8 protein-coding genes are annotated in these 14,742 nt (G+C 50.2%); 3 read left to right on the top strand and 5 right to left on the bottom strand.

Annotated features, from left to right (window positions below; translation table 11 throughout):
* The first annotated feature begins 6 nt into the window (after positions 1-6).
* The 3 genes from GCU44_RS12465 to GCU44_RS12455 are packed head-to-tail and all read left to right on the top strand — an operon-like array spanning position 7 to position 5,428.
* Positions 7-1,062, top strand: coding sequence for an NAD(P)/FAD-dependent oxidoreductase (locus tag GCU44_RS12465; protein ID WP_154856691.1), 1,056 nt, complete (start codon positions 7-9; stop codon positions 1,060-1,062).
* A 30-nt stretch (positions 1,063-1,092) separates the two neighbouring features.
* Positions 1,093-4,533, top strand: a complete 3,441-nt coding sequence (locus GCU44_RS12460) for a biopolymer transporter Tol (protein ID WP_154856690.1) — start codon at positions 1,093-1,095, stop codon at positions 4,531-4,533.
* 16 nt (positions 4,534-4,549) lie between these two features.
* A complete protein-coding gene (locus GCU44_RS12455; RefSeq protein ID WP_174238252.1) occupies positions 4,550-5,428 on the top strand; it encodes a YicC/YloC family endoribonuclease in 879 nt (292 codons plus the stop codon).
* Between the two features lie 160 nt (positions 5,429-5,588).
* Here the strand turns inward: GCU44_RS12455 and GCU44_RS12450 are convergent, their stop codons facing one another.
* The 5 genes from GCU44_RS12450 to sov all read right to left on the bottom strand — a co-directional run bounded on the left by GCU44_RS12450 (position 5,589) and on the right by sov (position 14,669).
* Positions 5,589-5,948 (bottom strand): DUF2237 family protein, encoded by a 360-nt coding sequence (locus tag GCU44_RS12450; RefSeq protein WP_154856689.1) that lies wholly within the window; start codon positions 5,946-5,948, stop codon positions 5,589-5,591.
* A gap of 77 nt (positions 5,949-6,025) precedes the next feature.
* A complete protein-coding gene (locus GCU44_RS12445; RefSeq protein ID WP_154856688.1) occupies positions 6,026-6,700 on the bottom strand; it encodes an energy transducer TonB in 675 nt (224 codons plus the stop codon).
* 75 nt (positions 6,701-6,775) lie between these two features.
* Positions 6,776-7,114, bottom strand: coding sequence for a VanZ family protein (locus GCU44_RS12440; protein ID WP_154856711.1), 339 nt, complete (start codon positions 7,112-7,114; stop codon positions 6,776-6,778).
* A gap of 53 nt (positions 7,115-7,167) precedes the next feature.
* Positions 7,168-7,548 (bottom strand): glycine cleavage system protein GcvH, encoded by a 381-nt coding sequence (gcvH, locus tag GCU44_RS12435; protein WP_154856687.1) that lies wholly within the window; start codon positions 7,546-7,548, stop codon positions 7,168-7,170.
* Positions 7,549-7,598: 50 nt separating this feature from the next.
* A complete protein-coding gene (sov, locus tag GCU44_RS12430) occupies positions 7,599-14,669 on the bottom strand; it encodes a T9SS outer membrane translocon Sov/SprA (protein WP_241684932.1) in 7,071 nt (2,356 codons plus the stop codon).
* Between the last annotated feature and the right edge of the window lie 73 nt (positions 14,670-14,742).

The following is a 14,742-nucleotide window of genomic DNA, read 5'->3' as shown; positions in this document are numbered from 1 at the left end:
TAGCGTATGGATGTAGATTTTTTACTCATCGGGCAGGGACTGGCGGGCAGTATTCTGGCATATCGCCTGCACAGCGCCGGGGCGAAGGTCTACCTGGTGGACGACGCCAACCCCAACAGTAGTAGCAAAGTTGCTGCCGGACTCTACAATCCCATAACGGGTAGAAAAATGGTAAAAACATGGTTGGCCGATGCCTTGTTTGCCAATATTGAGCCGTTTTACGGAGAATTGGAGCGTGCATTGAATCAACGGTTTTTGTACCCCACGGGGATTTATCGACCGTTTGTGTCCTATGAGGAGCAAAACGAGTGGATCGCAAAAAGCGCCGATACGCAATACGACCACTACATCGATAAAGTACTTTCCAACCCCACATTCCCCGGTGTCAACGATTCCTACGGTGGGTTGTTACTGAAATCCTCCGGTTACGTGGCGATAAAGCCACTACTGCAGGCCTTCAAAACCTGGGCACTGGACCGGGAAATCCTGATGCAGTGCCGGTTTTCGGTAGATACACGCAGTCGGGACCACCGGGGGTATTGGAAGTTTGCGCACATCTGTGCCCGAAACCTGGTTTTCTGCAATGGCGTAGCCGCCGGAAAAGCCCCTTTTTTTGACTGGGTGCCCTTTACTCCGGTTAAGGGGGAAATCCTGACCGTCAGGCAGGACTTTTGTACCAGGGAGATTATCAACCGGGGTGTTTTTCGGATTGATATGGGCGAGGGGCTGGGTAAGGTGGGTTCTACGTACAACAACCGGGAGCTGGATTTGAATCCTTCGCTGGCGGGAAAAAAGGAACTTCTGGACAAGTTAAGCCAGCTTATACCGGCAGGGGTGCAGGAAATTACCGACCATCAGGTAGGGATCCGCCCGGCTATTCGGGACAGAAGGCCTGTGTTGGGACAACACCCTTCCGAAAAAAACGTTTACCTGTTCGGTGGGCTGGGGGCAAAGGGCGTTTCGCTGGCGCCTTTTTTCAGTCTGCAGATGCGTGATTTTTTAATTTCAGACAAGGAACCTCAAAAAGAAGTGAACATAAATCGTTTTTTTAAGTATATTTAAGATATTGGCAACTAATAGGAAAGCAAGTAAATGAGACTTAAAAATCTAGCACTTATTTGGGTACTGGTTTTTTGTGCCAACAGCGGTCTGCTCATGGCACAATTCGATCAGGAACGGTTCGGTAACAATAGGATACAACATACGGACAAGGACTGGTATTTTTTCGCTTCCAATAATTTCGAGGTATATTACTACGATGGGGGACAGGCCAATGCCCGCATGGCGGTCGATTTTCTGGAAGAGGAGTTTGATAAGTTGACCCAATCCATCGGTTACGTTGCCTACACCAAACCAAAGATTTTTATTTACAATTCCAATCAGGAGATGCTGGAGAGCAACCTGAACCTAAATAACAACTCCTTTACCGTAGACGGACAGACCTTTTTCAGCAAGTTACTTGCAGAGGTGGCTTATTCCGGGTCCTGGGAATCGTTCAAGCGGGAGCTACTTTACGAGACCTCCAAAATAATCATTGAAGAGATGTTGTACGGCTCCAGTATTTCGGATGCTTTCCAGGCAAACCTGATAAATAATTTTCCGGATTGGTTCATCGATGGTGCCGCCATGTACCTCGCTCACGGATGGAGCAGGGAAATGGATGATTTTGTCAGGCATTATTTGCGGGAAAATGAGAACCCCAAACTCTTCAAACTTCGGAACGAAGATGCGGCTTTGGTCGGACAGTCTATTTGGAACTACATCGTAGAAAAATACGGCAGACGGTACATTTCCAGCATTCTTAACCTGAGTAGAATCAACCGAAACGAGGAGAACAGCATCGCCAATACGCTGGGGAGAAGGTTTCGTGATTTTACCACCGAATGGGCCAATTTCTACACGGGCATCAACAAGGACGTTTTCCAGAACTTTAAAGATTTGGACGAAGACAAGGTTCTGGTATCCACGCCCAAAAACAAATACGGGGCCATTTCCAGTCTCAACTTTAGTCCCGATGGAAAACACCTGGCCTATGTGCAGAACGTGGAAGGGAAGTACAGAGTCAAAATTAGGGAACTAAGCAGCGGGAGGGAACGGGTAATCCTCCGGGGCGGATATGCCTCCTACCAGCAAGATGCCGATTATACCACGCCGGCGCTTGCCTGGCGAGATACACTGAACCTGGTGATTGGGACCTTTAAACGAGGCGTCACCACGCTGCGCATGCGGGCCATTGATGGAAGCAATCAGGACAAGCTTTTTTTGAGAAACATTACTCAAATTCTTAGCCTGGATTTTTCTCCCGATGGTCGGACAATGGTTTTGTCTGCCATCAATAATGGAAAAACCGATATCTATACCCTGAATATGCGGGGACAGGGAAGAAGGCTTACCAACGACGTATTTGACAACCGGACGCCGATTTACCTGAATGATTCAACCATCATCTATGCCTCCAATAAAACCGATCTGCCGGATAGCCTACTGACCGGAGTGATGGATGTGCGCAACTTGCCCGATTATTACAACCTGTTTCAATTGAATCTGGGAGATACCATCTCGGAAAAACGTCTCACCAACCTGAATCACATTAACCTGCTGCCCAAGAAGCTGAATAACGCGACTATCCTTCACCTGAGTGAGCAGAGCGGTATTACCAATGTGATGCGCCTGGGTTTGGGCAATTCGATTTCAAGTCAGGTTTCCGCGTTTAATAAAAGCCTCGAGGCTTTTGATTACGACTTAGAAAACAACAAGTGGGCCTACGCTGTGCGGGATGGAAGCCAAAGTAAGTTGGTGGTGGAGACCTTTCCAAACATGGACCAATTCACCCCCAGTACGCCCCGGATTCAACTGGAACAGGCGAAGATGCTGAACGAACGGATATCCAACCGGAGAATCCAACGGGAAAACGAGCCGGACCCGGCTGAAACCGAGGTAGAGGAGACCCAACCGGAAAACGAAACCCTTGCTCCGGAAATTGCCACGCCGGAACTGGCAGAGGCGGATTCTACCGCAGTCGGTGTCGACCTGGAATCCTTGATGCTAGGCGGGCCGGTCGAAAATACCGCAGCGCCCGAGGCCAGCGAACCGGTCAGCAGCGATACCCTACCGCAGGTCACCGAACCCCAAACCGCTGCAATCAACGTGGACCGACTCCGATTTGAGCGGGAAGGGGGACTGGATACGGACAATTACGTATTTGATACCATCCCCAATCTCTACGGACAGGAATCGGCACAGGCATTGGAAGCGCAGCCCAGCCCCGCCGAAAGGCGCAGCAATATTTTGGATGCATTCCGGCAGCAAAACATGGTAAAGCGGGTGCAGGGACCGCGAAATTACATTCCACAATTCATTACCACCAGTCTCAACACCTCCTTTGTGGTGGATCCCCTAAGAGGCTTTGGTATCAACCTCAACGGCAGGATGACCGATTTACTCGATAACCATTCCATTCGTGGAGGAATCATGGCCGCCATGGATTTTCGGTCCGGGAGTGACGTGTACTTTGAGTACGAGTACCTGAAATACCGACTGGATTTCCGGGGCAGATTTGACCGAAGGGCCATCCTCCGGGACGAAGGCGATCTGACTTTCCAAAAATACGTACTCACCAAATCGGAAATCGGCGTATCCTATCCACTTTCGGTCAGCACACGGGTGAGTATTACGCCTTTCGTGGCCAAAACCCAATATTTCAATTTGAATCCGGATTCGGTATTGAGGGGCAACGATGGACCGCAAAACCGGTTGGATGTCAATTATGCCGGTGGAAGGGCCGAATTGGTGGTGGATAAAACCCGGCAGTTGGGCCTGTACATGGAGCAGGGCTTGAAAGGTAAGGTCGGAATGGTACACTACCAGGGGCTTAACAACGAGCAGCGGTCGTTTAGCAACGTGTTCTTGGATATTAGAAATTACCAGAAAATCCATAAAAACATCACCCTTGCTACCCGGATTTATGCGGGGAGTTTCTTCGGCAACAACCCGCAAAAATACCTGGTGGGAGGCATGGACAACTGGCTGTTTAACCAATTTCACCAACCCCCCACCAATCGACCGGAAGTTTCTCCCATTCGAAACGAAGCCGGCGTGGAAAACTCCAACCTGCTCTTTGCGGAATTTGTGGACCTAAGAGGGTTTGACTACGATGAAATCCGCGGCAATAACGTGATTACCTTCACCTCTGAGTTGCGGATTCCCTTATTTTCGTACCTTTCCCGCGGAAACATTACGTCAAACTTTATTCGTAATTTCCAGCTCGTAGGTTTCTACGACGCCGGGTCAGCCTGGACCAATGCTGCTCCCTGGGAGCGCATAAACGATCAAAATACAGAGATTATTAACACGGAGGGCTCTCCCTTTGTCATCACGCTGAATAATTTCAACAACCCCTGGCTGCAGAGTTACGGGGCTGGCATACGAACGGTGCTGTTGAACTACTACGTAAAGCTGGATGCAGCGCGACCTGTTCGAAATTATTCCATAGAGAAAACCAGGTTTTATGTAACTTTGGGTTATAATTTTTAATTAAAACCCCCATCGAATGATAAAGTCCATGACAGGCTTTGGCCTGGCAGCGTTTGAAGACCAGCATTACTCCATTCAGATCGAGATAAAAACCCTCAATTCAAAGTTCCTTGACCTTAGTTTCCGGTCTCCCAAACAGTTTTCAGACAAAGAAACGGAGGTCAAAACCTTGGTTGCATCCCTGCTGGAGCGGGGGAAAGTCAACATTTCGGTTGAATTTGTCTCCAAAAAGGAAGAGGAGTTACCCATAGTCATTCAGGAGGATCTTTTTGAACGCTATTTTCAGAAGTATTCGGAAATGGCGGCCGTAGTAGGCACGCAATCCCCCGATTTATTTAAACTTGCCCTGCAGTCGCCCAATGTGGTGCTTTCCAATACGGAAAAATCGGGTACCAAAGAAGCCTGGGAAAAAGTTATGGAGGTGTTGGTACAGGCACTGGAAGATTGCGACCAGAGCAGAATACGTGAGGGACGGGTATTGATGGAAAAGTTTACCGAAAACCTGACGATCATCCGGGAATGTCTGGACCGCATAAAAGAACTGGTTCCTGTTCGCAAAGAACGGTTAAAGGAAAAAATTAAAAACAATTTTTCGGAATGGGTAAAAGAACAGGATTTTGACGCGAATCGCTTCGAACAGGAGTTGATCTATTATTTCGAAAAGCTGGACATATCCGAAGAAATCGTTCGCCTGGAGGCGCATCTCAAGTTGTTTGCGGAGGTGCTGGGATCCAACAAATCAGAGGGCAAGAAAATGGGCTTTGTGAGCCAGGAACTGGGCAGGGAGATCAACACCATCGGGTCCAAGGCAAACGATGCCACTATTCAGCACCAGGTGATTGACATGAAGGACGAGTTGGAAAAGATCAAGGAACAAGCTTTGAATATTTTGTAACGGAAATCTCGTTACAGCCTGTCAGTACCTTTTTTGCAAAAATAGGAAGTGCATGGGTATCGGCGACAGGGCAGGTATACCGGCGCGGGTTGACTTACGCGCTTTTGGCCCCTCCATTGGTATAATTTTTACCAACTACCGGAAAAGACTTCGTAGCTTTTTATTTCGCGGCATAGGCGATCAGTTCATCGAGCGGAATTAAATCCAGGGTTTTTTCATGGGTGGCCTCGAGTATTACACTGGGTGCCACGTCGGCATGATAGGCTTGAAGCCAACGCGTCAGGCAAAGGCACCATTTGTCTCCGGGCTTCAGTCCGGGAAAACCGTACTCCGGTCGCGGGGTAGTCAGATCGTTGCCCACGGATAAGCTAAACTGTAAAAATTCTGCAGTCATGATGGCGCAGACGGTGTGGGTGCCCGTGTCGTCGGTTCCTGTACGGCAATATCCGTCCCGGTAAAAGCCGGTTAGCGGATTGAAGCAACAGGGCTGAAGTGGCTGTCCAAATACATTCGTTGCCATGATGGGAGGGTTACATGAAAAAACCATAGATGTGTACACACCTATGGTTTTTACTATGTTTCAATTACATGTATCGCTTAGCTCAGTTTAAAGCGGATTGGAAGTCTCATTTTTACCCGAACAGGTCTGCCTCGTTGTCTTCCGGGTTCCCATGCAGGAGCGTTTCTAACTACGCGCATGGCCTCTTCGTCGCAACCGCCACCGATACCCCTCAGTATGTCCACATCCTGGATCGATCCGTCCGTATTTACAACAAAGACCACGTAAACCGTTCCCTCGATACCCATTCTACGAGCCTGGGTGGGATATTTCAGGTTTTTGGACAGGTATTTGTTCCACCCTTCCATTCCTCCCGGAGGCGTGGGCATGTTTTCTACCACGTCAAAGATCTCGTCTGCTTTTTCTTCCACAGGCGCTTCTTCGATTACCACTTCTTTGATCACGGTCTCTTCCTGAACGTCTACGTCGAAGTTTACTTCAATTTTCTCTTCGATTTCTACTTCATCGGGGATCTCCTTGATTTCAGGCTGCTCGATTGGTGGTGGTGGTGGTGGTGGCTGCTCGGTGATGGGAATGTCTAACAATTCCTCAAAGTCATCATCGATCGATCCCAAATCCTTGAGCAGGCCATCGTCGTAAGACTTGTACTCAAAGGCGAACAGGACCAGACCAACACTGACCATGAGCCCAAGATTCAGGAACATTCCCGTCTTCTTGCTTAGATCAGCTTTTGGTGTTTTTTTGGCTTCCATGGTATAACTCCTTTTTTTTATTTTGTTGATTCGTTTATTTCATTCCAAGTAACAATCATAACAAATTATTTTTATTTATACAAGAATGCTACCCTGCTTATTCATGTAAACAAAAATAACTGTACCAATAGTTCCGCCCAGTATGTTCACCGCAATATCCAGGTAATCAAAGGACCGGCCAGGAACCAGCTGTTGTACGTACTCTGTAAAGATAGCAAGAAAAATCCATAAAACTAAATAATTAGTAAAATTTTTTGAATTTTTCTTTTGCGCATCGCTTAGCTTTTGGCGAATGACTCGGCTCCACAGAAAGGCCATTCCGAAAAACATGCCAAAATGGATTACTTTGTCCGATCCAAAAAATCGGGGTAAATCCGGGACACCGCTTTCGGGGCTAAATAAAGCGTAAGCCATGCCCAGTGACCAGCCGATGGCAAGTGCCAGGTTTGCGCGCAACGTTCTCTCGATTATTGTTGTCCAATCAACGTTTCGTATTCTTCGGGTGACAGGAGCGAGGAATCGCTTTTTCCGTCTATTTCGATCTTGATCATCCATCCTGCTCCGTAGGGATCGTCATTCACCAATTCCGGCGATTCCTCCAGGGATTCGTTCAATTCGAGAATTTTTCCGCTCAGGGGCATAAATAGGTCAGAAACGGTCTTTACCGCTTCTACCGAACCAAAGATCGCTCCGGCTTCCAGGCTTTCCCCTACGGCATCGACCTCGACAAAAACGATGTCACCAAGTTCCTTTTGTGCGAAATCCGTGATGCCTACGGTGGCCGTGTTGCCATCGATTTTTACCCATTCGTGGTCCTGGGTGTACTTTAACTCTTTTGGAAAATTCATTGGCTAGTCGTTAACAGTTCAAAATTACAATGTTTCTTCACAGGACAAAATTATTGACTTAAATTAAATGTCAATTGTCCGCCGAAAGAAGTAGAACTTCTTCGGAATGCTGTGGATACTTTGGGGTCATTGATGGTGCGGTCAAAATAAAACTGTATGTTGAGTTTTTGGTTGACTACGTAGCCGACACTGGGGCGTAATTGAACATTCAGGTTTCCGTTCGTGAGCGTGTTTTCTCCTTCGATCTTGCGTTGAATGGTATTTGTGTCTACGATTCGTGTGGAGATGCGAATGGTTAGGTCGTTATTGAGCACCTCTTGCCTTCCCTGGATTTTGAAGGGCACCTTTACACCGGCTTTGGTATAGCCCAGGTCAAACCGAAAATCCTGGCTATTTTGTTCGGTGACCTGCGCATTCGAAAAATTCAAGCCAATGTTTCGTTCCGTGTTGTACTCGAAACTGATGTTCATGCGGTCCTTGGTCAACAGGTCCACTCCAATCAGCGGAGCGAAGCGTTCGGAAATAACCACCTGATTTAAGATAAGGATCGGAATGTATGCGCCAAATTCATCGGTCATGCTGGGTAGGGGTAGCTGTTGAAGGGTGTTGTACAGTTCCAGACCTTCCTGATAAATCAGCGCATTGGAAAAATTGCTCACCTCGTACAGGGAAGCATAATTATGGGTCAGATTGATGGAGGAGAAGTATTCGCTCAAGGCAGGTAAGCGTGCCAGCCCCCCGTAATCCACGCGCCAGTTGGGCAGGGGTAGTTTTGGGAAGGGGTTTAGCGAGACCGTTCCCGCTTCCTGCCCGGAATATGCCGCCAGAAAGGCCGGTATCAGCACGTTCTGCCCGTTGATGTTGTACGCACCGCCGGGGTTTTCGGTTTCCAGCCTGGACTGAATAATGGAGCGGTAATTTTCAAAGTCCGTAAAGAGCGGGGAGACATTTTGGGAGTCTTGTCTTCGGAAAAGCGTTCTGAGCGCGTTATAGGTGATGCTGTAGGAGCCGAGGCGGTTGGGGTTGATGGAGGTAAAGTCCTCGGCACCGGGCCCGGACCTTCGGAAAATTTCGCTGTAGTCGCCGTTTTCCCGCTTTCGGAAATCTACGGTGATGCGGAAATCGGCTAAGGGTTCGATCAGCGAACTCACCTGCAGGTTTTTGGACTGGTTCTGCCGAAATGCTTGTGTCAATGCGGTGCTAGCAGCCAGTACCCCGCGATTGGCCAGTTCAAAGCGAATGTCGCTGTTTTGGCTACCCAAAACGAAGCCCAACCCGGGGTTCATGAAACTGCGGTCCATACCAAATAGCCCTGTATTTGGCAGGTAGCCCGGCAGGAAGGTGCCTTCCGTGATTTGGTAACGGAAGTTGATATCTTTTACCATCATCAGGAATTTCAGCGCCGCGGCTGTCAGGCCTTCCGTGGAGGGTTCGTCTTTCTCCTCCTCGTCCCCTTCGGCGGCTGGCGTGGGTGGCCTGCCCGGGATAGTGGGCCGCTTGGGCGCATTCAAGGCATTCAGCCGCTTGTTTTTGTTGTACAGTTGTACCAGGTCTAGCTTACCGGATACCGATCGGTCGCGGGAGTTTTGGATCACGTTACCAAGGCTGTCTCGCTGGCCGATAGCTCCCGTAAGCCAACTGTAGGTGGCTTCATACCGTACATCGGCACTGATCCAGTCGGTGATGGGGGATTTTTCTAACGGTACACTGTAATTGACCACCGCCTGTTGGCTGTGGTTGGTGACTCTTCCCAGTCTGCGGATATTGGCGCGCAGTGAATCCAGTTTACCCTCTGTGTCCAGGTCTCCCGCCGGCTCGTCCACCACGGCATTGATGCTGGAACTTAGGTCCACGGAAAGGCTTTCTGTCAGGTCCCAATTCAGGCTATAAAACCGGTTGATGTAGAAGCTCTTCTGAAACAGGGGATCCACACCAGCGGTGCTGAGCTGGTCGTTTCGGTTTTGGGTACGCATAAACCGCCGGTCCACATCCAGCCTTGCGGACACCTGGCTGGGGGCAAAATTGATGTTAAAATCCCGGATCAATTGCAAGTGGTCGCTTTGCAGGAACCCCATTTTTTGAAAAGGGGTGACGATCAGGGGGTCCGGCTGGAAGTTGTAGGCAATGCTACCCCGGTAGGTCTCAAAATTGTAGCTTTCCAGCTGTATATTGCTTTGGCGGACGGAGCCGTAGGCATAGGAAAACGAGAAATTTTCCAGGTCATACAGCCGGTTGGTTTCCTTTTCCGGATTGCGGATTTTGCGGACATTGTTGAGACTAAAATTGTTTCGTTTGGATTGGTCCAACACCAGGTTTTGGTAGGCTTCCCGCTCGCCATCGCTGCTGAATTTTTGCAGGGCGATCTCGAAAGGCACATCCGGGTTGAGCGGGTCAAATTCCGGTTTGGTGGTGGAATTTTCCACACTGACATACAGCGGTATGCTTACACCCAGTCCTTTGGGTAGAATTTTGTCCACGTTGACATTGGCGGAAATATCGTATTGGGTGGTGGATTCCCGGGCCCTTTCGGAAAGCCTGGTTTCCAAACCGCCAAAGCCAAAGGTATTGTGTCGGATGGAGGAGGAAACGGTGGCCACATCGGCAATCTGTGCGTTGAGTCGGGCGTTGGCTGCCCATCCGGAGGACTTGTTGAAGTCCGTGGCCCGCAATTCGTTGGCCCAGATGCATACCGATTTACTGGCTCCTCCGGTGATGCCCGGGTTGCGGATGCCGATCATCATGCCCTGAATAAAATTCAGCTCCGGACGCCCTACCACCGTTACCCGGTATTGCCGCACCTGTACGGAATAGGGGATATTTTGGGGACGCTGGTTGTTGTCCCGCTCTGCTTTCACCCCGACGATTTCGTCGATGGCTACATCGATTTCGTTTTCCAGGGGCCAGATTTGCCGTGGATCCCGGGTGCCGGGTGGCGTTATCTGCAAGGGGACCTCAATTTCGTAGTAGTTGTCCGTGTAGTCCGTTCCAATGCGCAGGAAGGCAGTCAATTCCCCGTCGACGGCATCCTGGCTATCGGCATGCAAAAACATTTTCAGGCGGCCGTATTGAACCAGGTCCTGACTTACGTTTTTGAACACGGCCCGGGAGTCCCGGCTCTGAAGGTTTTCCACGCAGAGGCGCAACGACTGTTCGTTGAGTTGGCGCTCGATTGTCGAGGTATTGTCCCGGTCCCGGAAGATACCCGGAGGCAATACATAAGGGCTTTGGTTTTCGCCTCCCTGTCCGTTTTCCTCGATGTTTACCACACCCACCGTAAAGTTCGAATTGTCGGGCTCGGGTATTTCCGAAAATCCTTTTTCGAAGAGGGATTCCTGAAATATTCGCCATTGACTACCCACCAGCCGGAAATGCCCCATCCGCATGACCACGGGTTGTTGAAAGTCCGTCAGGTAGGTACGCATGAAGCGGATGGACTTAAAACCGGAGATGTTTCCCACCGTGGCATCGGGTTGCCGCACCGGGATCCGGAAGAGGTACCAGTTCACCTCTTCCCCATTTTCTATATGGGTAACCTGATCGACGATGTTGTTTTCACCCACTTCCAATCCGCCGGGGCGCAGGTCCACTTCGTATTCGTAATAGCTCTCGACCTCGTTTAGGGTATTGTCGTTGTTAAGGTCTTCGTTGTCGGGAACGTTGGAACCGGAGGGGGTGTAGGGCAGGTTGGTATTGGCGGTAATGGGGGTGTTTCCTTCCAGTCCGTTGAACTTTTTGTACCGTTCCAGGATCTTTACGTCGTTTTGGTCAAATTCGGAATCCAGGTAGTACTGAAAATCGTCGGCCGCAGGATCCTGGCTAATCTGCTCCAGGCTCTGAGGGGTCACGTTTAGCCGGTTTAGGAACCGGTCCTGATAAAATTCGACTTCCTGCTCGCTGCTCAATCCGTTTAATCCCACGTCTTGGTTTTCCCGGGCCTCCGGCGAATTATCAAAGGCAGGGGTCAGAAACTGTTGGTTGGTCACCCGTCCCCACTCGTTCACGGCGGTCCCTGCCTCCGATCCATCCGCCGGAAGGCCGTTTTCGAAGGCATGCCTGCCGTCCACGATGACGTCCTCCGAAATTTCTCCGAGATTAAAGACCAATTTACCACCGGTGGTGTTGTTTTCATTGAAAACGCCGTCCAACACCCGACCATTTGGCCCCGCAATGAAGGGGTCCATCAGCCAGAATTCAATGTATTCGATATTGGTCCGGTCAAAATCCACTTCCGAGGTAATGGCACGGGTGACGCCTCCGTAGTTTTCCCGGGGATTCGGCAAGAGGCCCGAAGCGTCCAACGAAGGGTTAAAGTTATACATGCCCCGCTCGTGCGGAAAGTAGGCCATCTCGAACAAGGGTTCCGGTGTGATCAACACGTCCCGGTTTCGGCCCCGAAAAATCTCCTGAGGCAGCACCCGTCTTACGTAGTGATTTCTTCGGTCGTCGTTGGTGATGTTTGGCGGCACGCCCCTTCCGGCCGGTCGGTAAAACACGTTGTCGATGGAGTACCAGGCCAGCCTGGCTCGTTTGTAGGCGTTTCCCAGCCGATCCTCCGTAAGGGCACTTTCGTCAAATTGGTTGTCCTCGGTCAGTGGCGTGGCGGCCAATTTCCAGTTTTGAGGAGAGGATCCCAGGTTGAATGGGATGATGGCCGTCTCGAAGTCATCGATGTAGGAGGCGCCCTCTCCGTCTACCTGGTTAGAGGTGCCTGGGATAAGATGGGCAAATTCACCGCTGAATTGAATCAACGAAGGCTCTTTGGTTTCGGTAAAGGGCAGGGCATCGGCCAGTTTGGTCAGGAACAGGGATTCTTCATCGTAATTTACATCCAGCCCCCAAAGCGAGTTCCGCAAGGTTTCGTTGCCAGTGGCAATTCGGGAGATATTTGGCCGTTCGTTGAGGTAGAGAAAGGTACCGCCGATAGTGAAATTTTCGTTAACCAGGTAGTCCAGACGGGTTCCCAGTAGGCTCCGCGTCTGAAAGGAGACCAAATCGGCTTTTTCAAAGCTAACACTGATGCGTTTGCCGGATTGTAAAATTCCTTCGTTGATGATGACCACCCGGCCGATATTGTAATCCACGGTATAATCCACTCCTTCGGTCAGGGGGATATTGCCTGCGGTCACCAAAACGGACCCTTCGCTGATGTTCAGGCCGGGAAGCATGATTTCCGAAGCGGAACCGGAGGTGAAGCTGCCTTTTAGAAAGTACTTGTTGAGCCGGGTAACCAGTTCGGCATCCGCCAGCGTGGTTCGGTACAGGGTGTCGTAGACGAATTTATCCACCAGGTTGACTTCCGAGGGAAGAAAATAGTCTTCCAGGGTCTCACCGAAGGGCTCCAGTACCGGGAAGATGACCAGGCCCTGTTCGGGCCGAATGGTCAGCCCCTGTACAAAGTCAAAGTTACCATCGGGTTGGGGGTCGTTTTGGGGGTTGAGGTTATCCAGTTTGAGCAGGCGTATCAGTGGGATATCCTTCACGTTTTGCCCCTCGAGCAAGCTGGGGTTGTCCAGGCCCGTACGGTCGTCCCGGTAGATTACCTGCAATTGAAAGCCCTCTTTCTGAATTTGGTTGGCGTTCAGGTTGTAGATGTTTTTCATCATCAGGTCCCAGGTCGGGATGCGGGTATTGATCCGTGCCGGGCGCAGCATTTTCATAAAGATCACGTTGTCTTCCGGTCGGTTTTGGTAATCTTCGGATAGCTCTCCCACCTTGTAACTTTGCCCGTTGTAGGTGTATTCGTACGATACCGCAATGACTTCGTCGTTTTGCAGTTTTCGGGACAAACTGAAGTACCCCAGCTGCCGGTTAAAGGTGTATTCGTTTTCAGCCAGTTTTCGGGCCCCGTTGATCTGCTCAAATTCCACGCCTCGTTCCAGACCCAAATCCGAGCTGATGGCCGTCGCGGAAGTCTCAAAATCCCGGTAAGCGGGATTGTTACGCAGGGTATTGTAGAGTTCGTTGGCGTTGTTGGATGCCGGGGATTGGGGGTTACCGCTGCCGATCCCGGGATTTTCCGGGTTGTAGATGCGCTGTCCTTCTCCCAGGTCCATGAATGCGGCAAAGTTTCGCAGGGTTTGGGTGTTGTTTGCCCGGTTCATGATATACACCTCCAATCGGGTGATTTGCACGCCGGAAAGCACCTGCGGAAGTCCTCGCAGCCAGTTTTCGTAGTTGTTTCGGAAAAAGTGACTGAGAAAAAAGTGCCGGTTTTCGTCGTATTCCGATGCACGAATTTCAAAGGGTCGGCCCTGATTTCCGCCTTCTATGATGATTTCATCCCGTCGGCCCCGCTGGGTGGAGGCCACGGTGGTCATAAAAAGCTTGCCAAATTGCATTTGGGTTTTGACGCCGAAAAGGTTTTGTGCTCCTTGGATCAGGCTGTTTTGCACGGGCATGCTGACGTTACCGATTTCGATGGTTTTCAGGATATCCTCTTCAAAGCCGGCGTATTCTACCTTCAGCTGGTTTTCAAAATCGAAGGAATTGTTGCTGTCAAAATTGGCCCCGATGCGCACTTTTTCCCCCAGCATCCCATTGACGCTCATCTGTATTTGCTGGTTGAAGTTGAATCCGCCGTTTCGTTGCTGGCGGATGGGAATGGAGGGGTTGTCAATGCGTCGGAAAATCCCCCCAAAATCCAGGTTTACGTTTCCGGTAGGGACAATGGTGATTTCGTTTCCCCCAAATATTCGGTCGAAGGTAGGGCTCATGGTGATGGGAGGAATGAGCCCCCGGCCTCCCACGGCACTCTCCCCATCCAGCCCACGGGAGCGGTTGCGCCAATACTCCTGGCGAATGCGCAATTCCTGCATGCGCGAATAGTCTTCGAAGTCCAGGGAATATCCCGGATCCAGCGCTCCGGAATCCAGGTTTTGATAAATGCGGTAATTGACGGCTGTATCCACTTCCACTTCGATGCGCTGCTCCTGGTTGGGAGAGAAAATAAAGGGGGATTTGTTTCGCAAAAAAGGATTTTGGTAGGGGTACAGCGGCCGGGTATTGAGGTCGTCCCAAAGTAGAAAAGAAGGCAATTCCTTTCGCTTATTGAGTGTGTCCATTTTCGTCGGGATGCTGTCCTGAGCCGGCTCCTGAAAGGCCTGAGCGCTGGATACGTACATACAGCACATCAGACAAAACACTCCGCGAAGTAGAATGCTGTACCGATGAAATGACTTTTTTCTCCAAAAAATA

It is taken from the genome of Cyclobacterium xiamenense, from assembly GCF_009467825.1.
Lineage (GTDB): Bacteria > Bacteroidota > Bacteroidia > Cytophagales > Cyclobacteriaceae > Cyclobacterium > Cyclobacterium xiamenense.
Note: the sequence above shows the minus strand (reverse complement) of the source record. Positions and strands in the feature narration are given on the sequence as shown.

Coding starts and splice junctions, on each gene's coding strand:
- GCU44_RS12465 (WP_154856691.1), top strand. CDS start 7: ATGGATGTAGATTTTTTACTCATCGGGCAGGGACTGGCGGGCAGTATT.
- GCU44_RS12460 (WP_154856690.1), top strand. CDS start 1,093: ATGAGACTTAAAAATCTAGCACTTATTTGGGTACTGGTTTTTTGTGCC.
- GCU44_RS12455 (WP_174238252.1), top strand. CDS start 4,550: ATGATAAAGTCCATGACAGGCTTTGGCCTGGCAGCGTTTGAAGACCAG.
- GCU44_RS12450 (WP_154856689.1), bottom strand. CDS start 5,948: ATGGCAACGAATGTATTTGGACAGCCACTTCAGCCCTGTTGCTTCAAT.
- GCU44_RS12445 (WP_154856688.1), bottom strand. CDS start 6,700: ATGGAAGCCAAAAAAACACCAAAAGCTGATCTAAGCAAGAAGACGGGA.
- GCU44_RS12440 (WP_154856711.1), bottom strand. CDS start 7,114: ATGGCTTACGCTTTATTTAGCCCCGAAAGCGGTGTCCCGGATTTACCC.
- gcvH (WP_154856687.1), bottom strand. CDS start 7,548: ATGAATTTTCCAAAAGAGTTAAAGTACACCCAGGACCACGAATGGGTA.
- sov (WP_241684932.1), bottom strand. CDS start 14,669: ATGTACGTATCCAGCGCTCAGGCCTTTCAGGAGCCGGCTCAGGACAGC.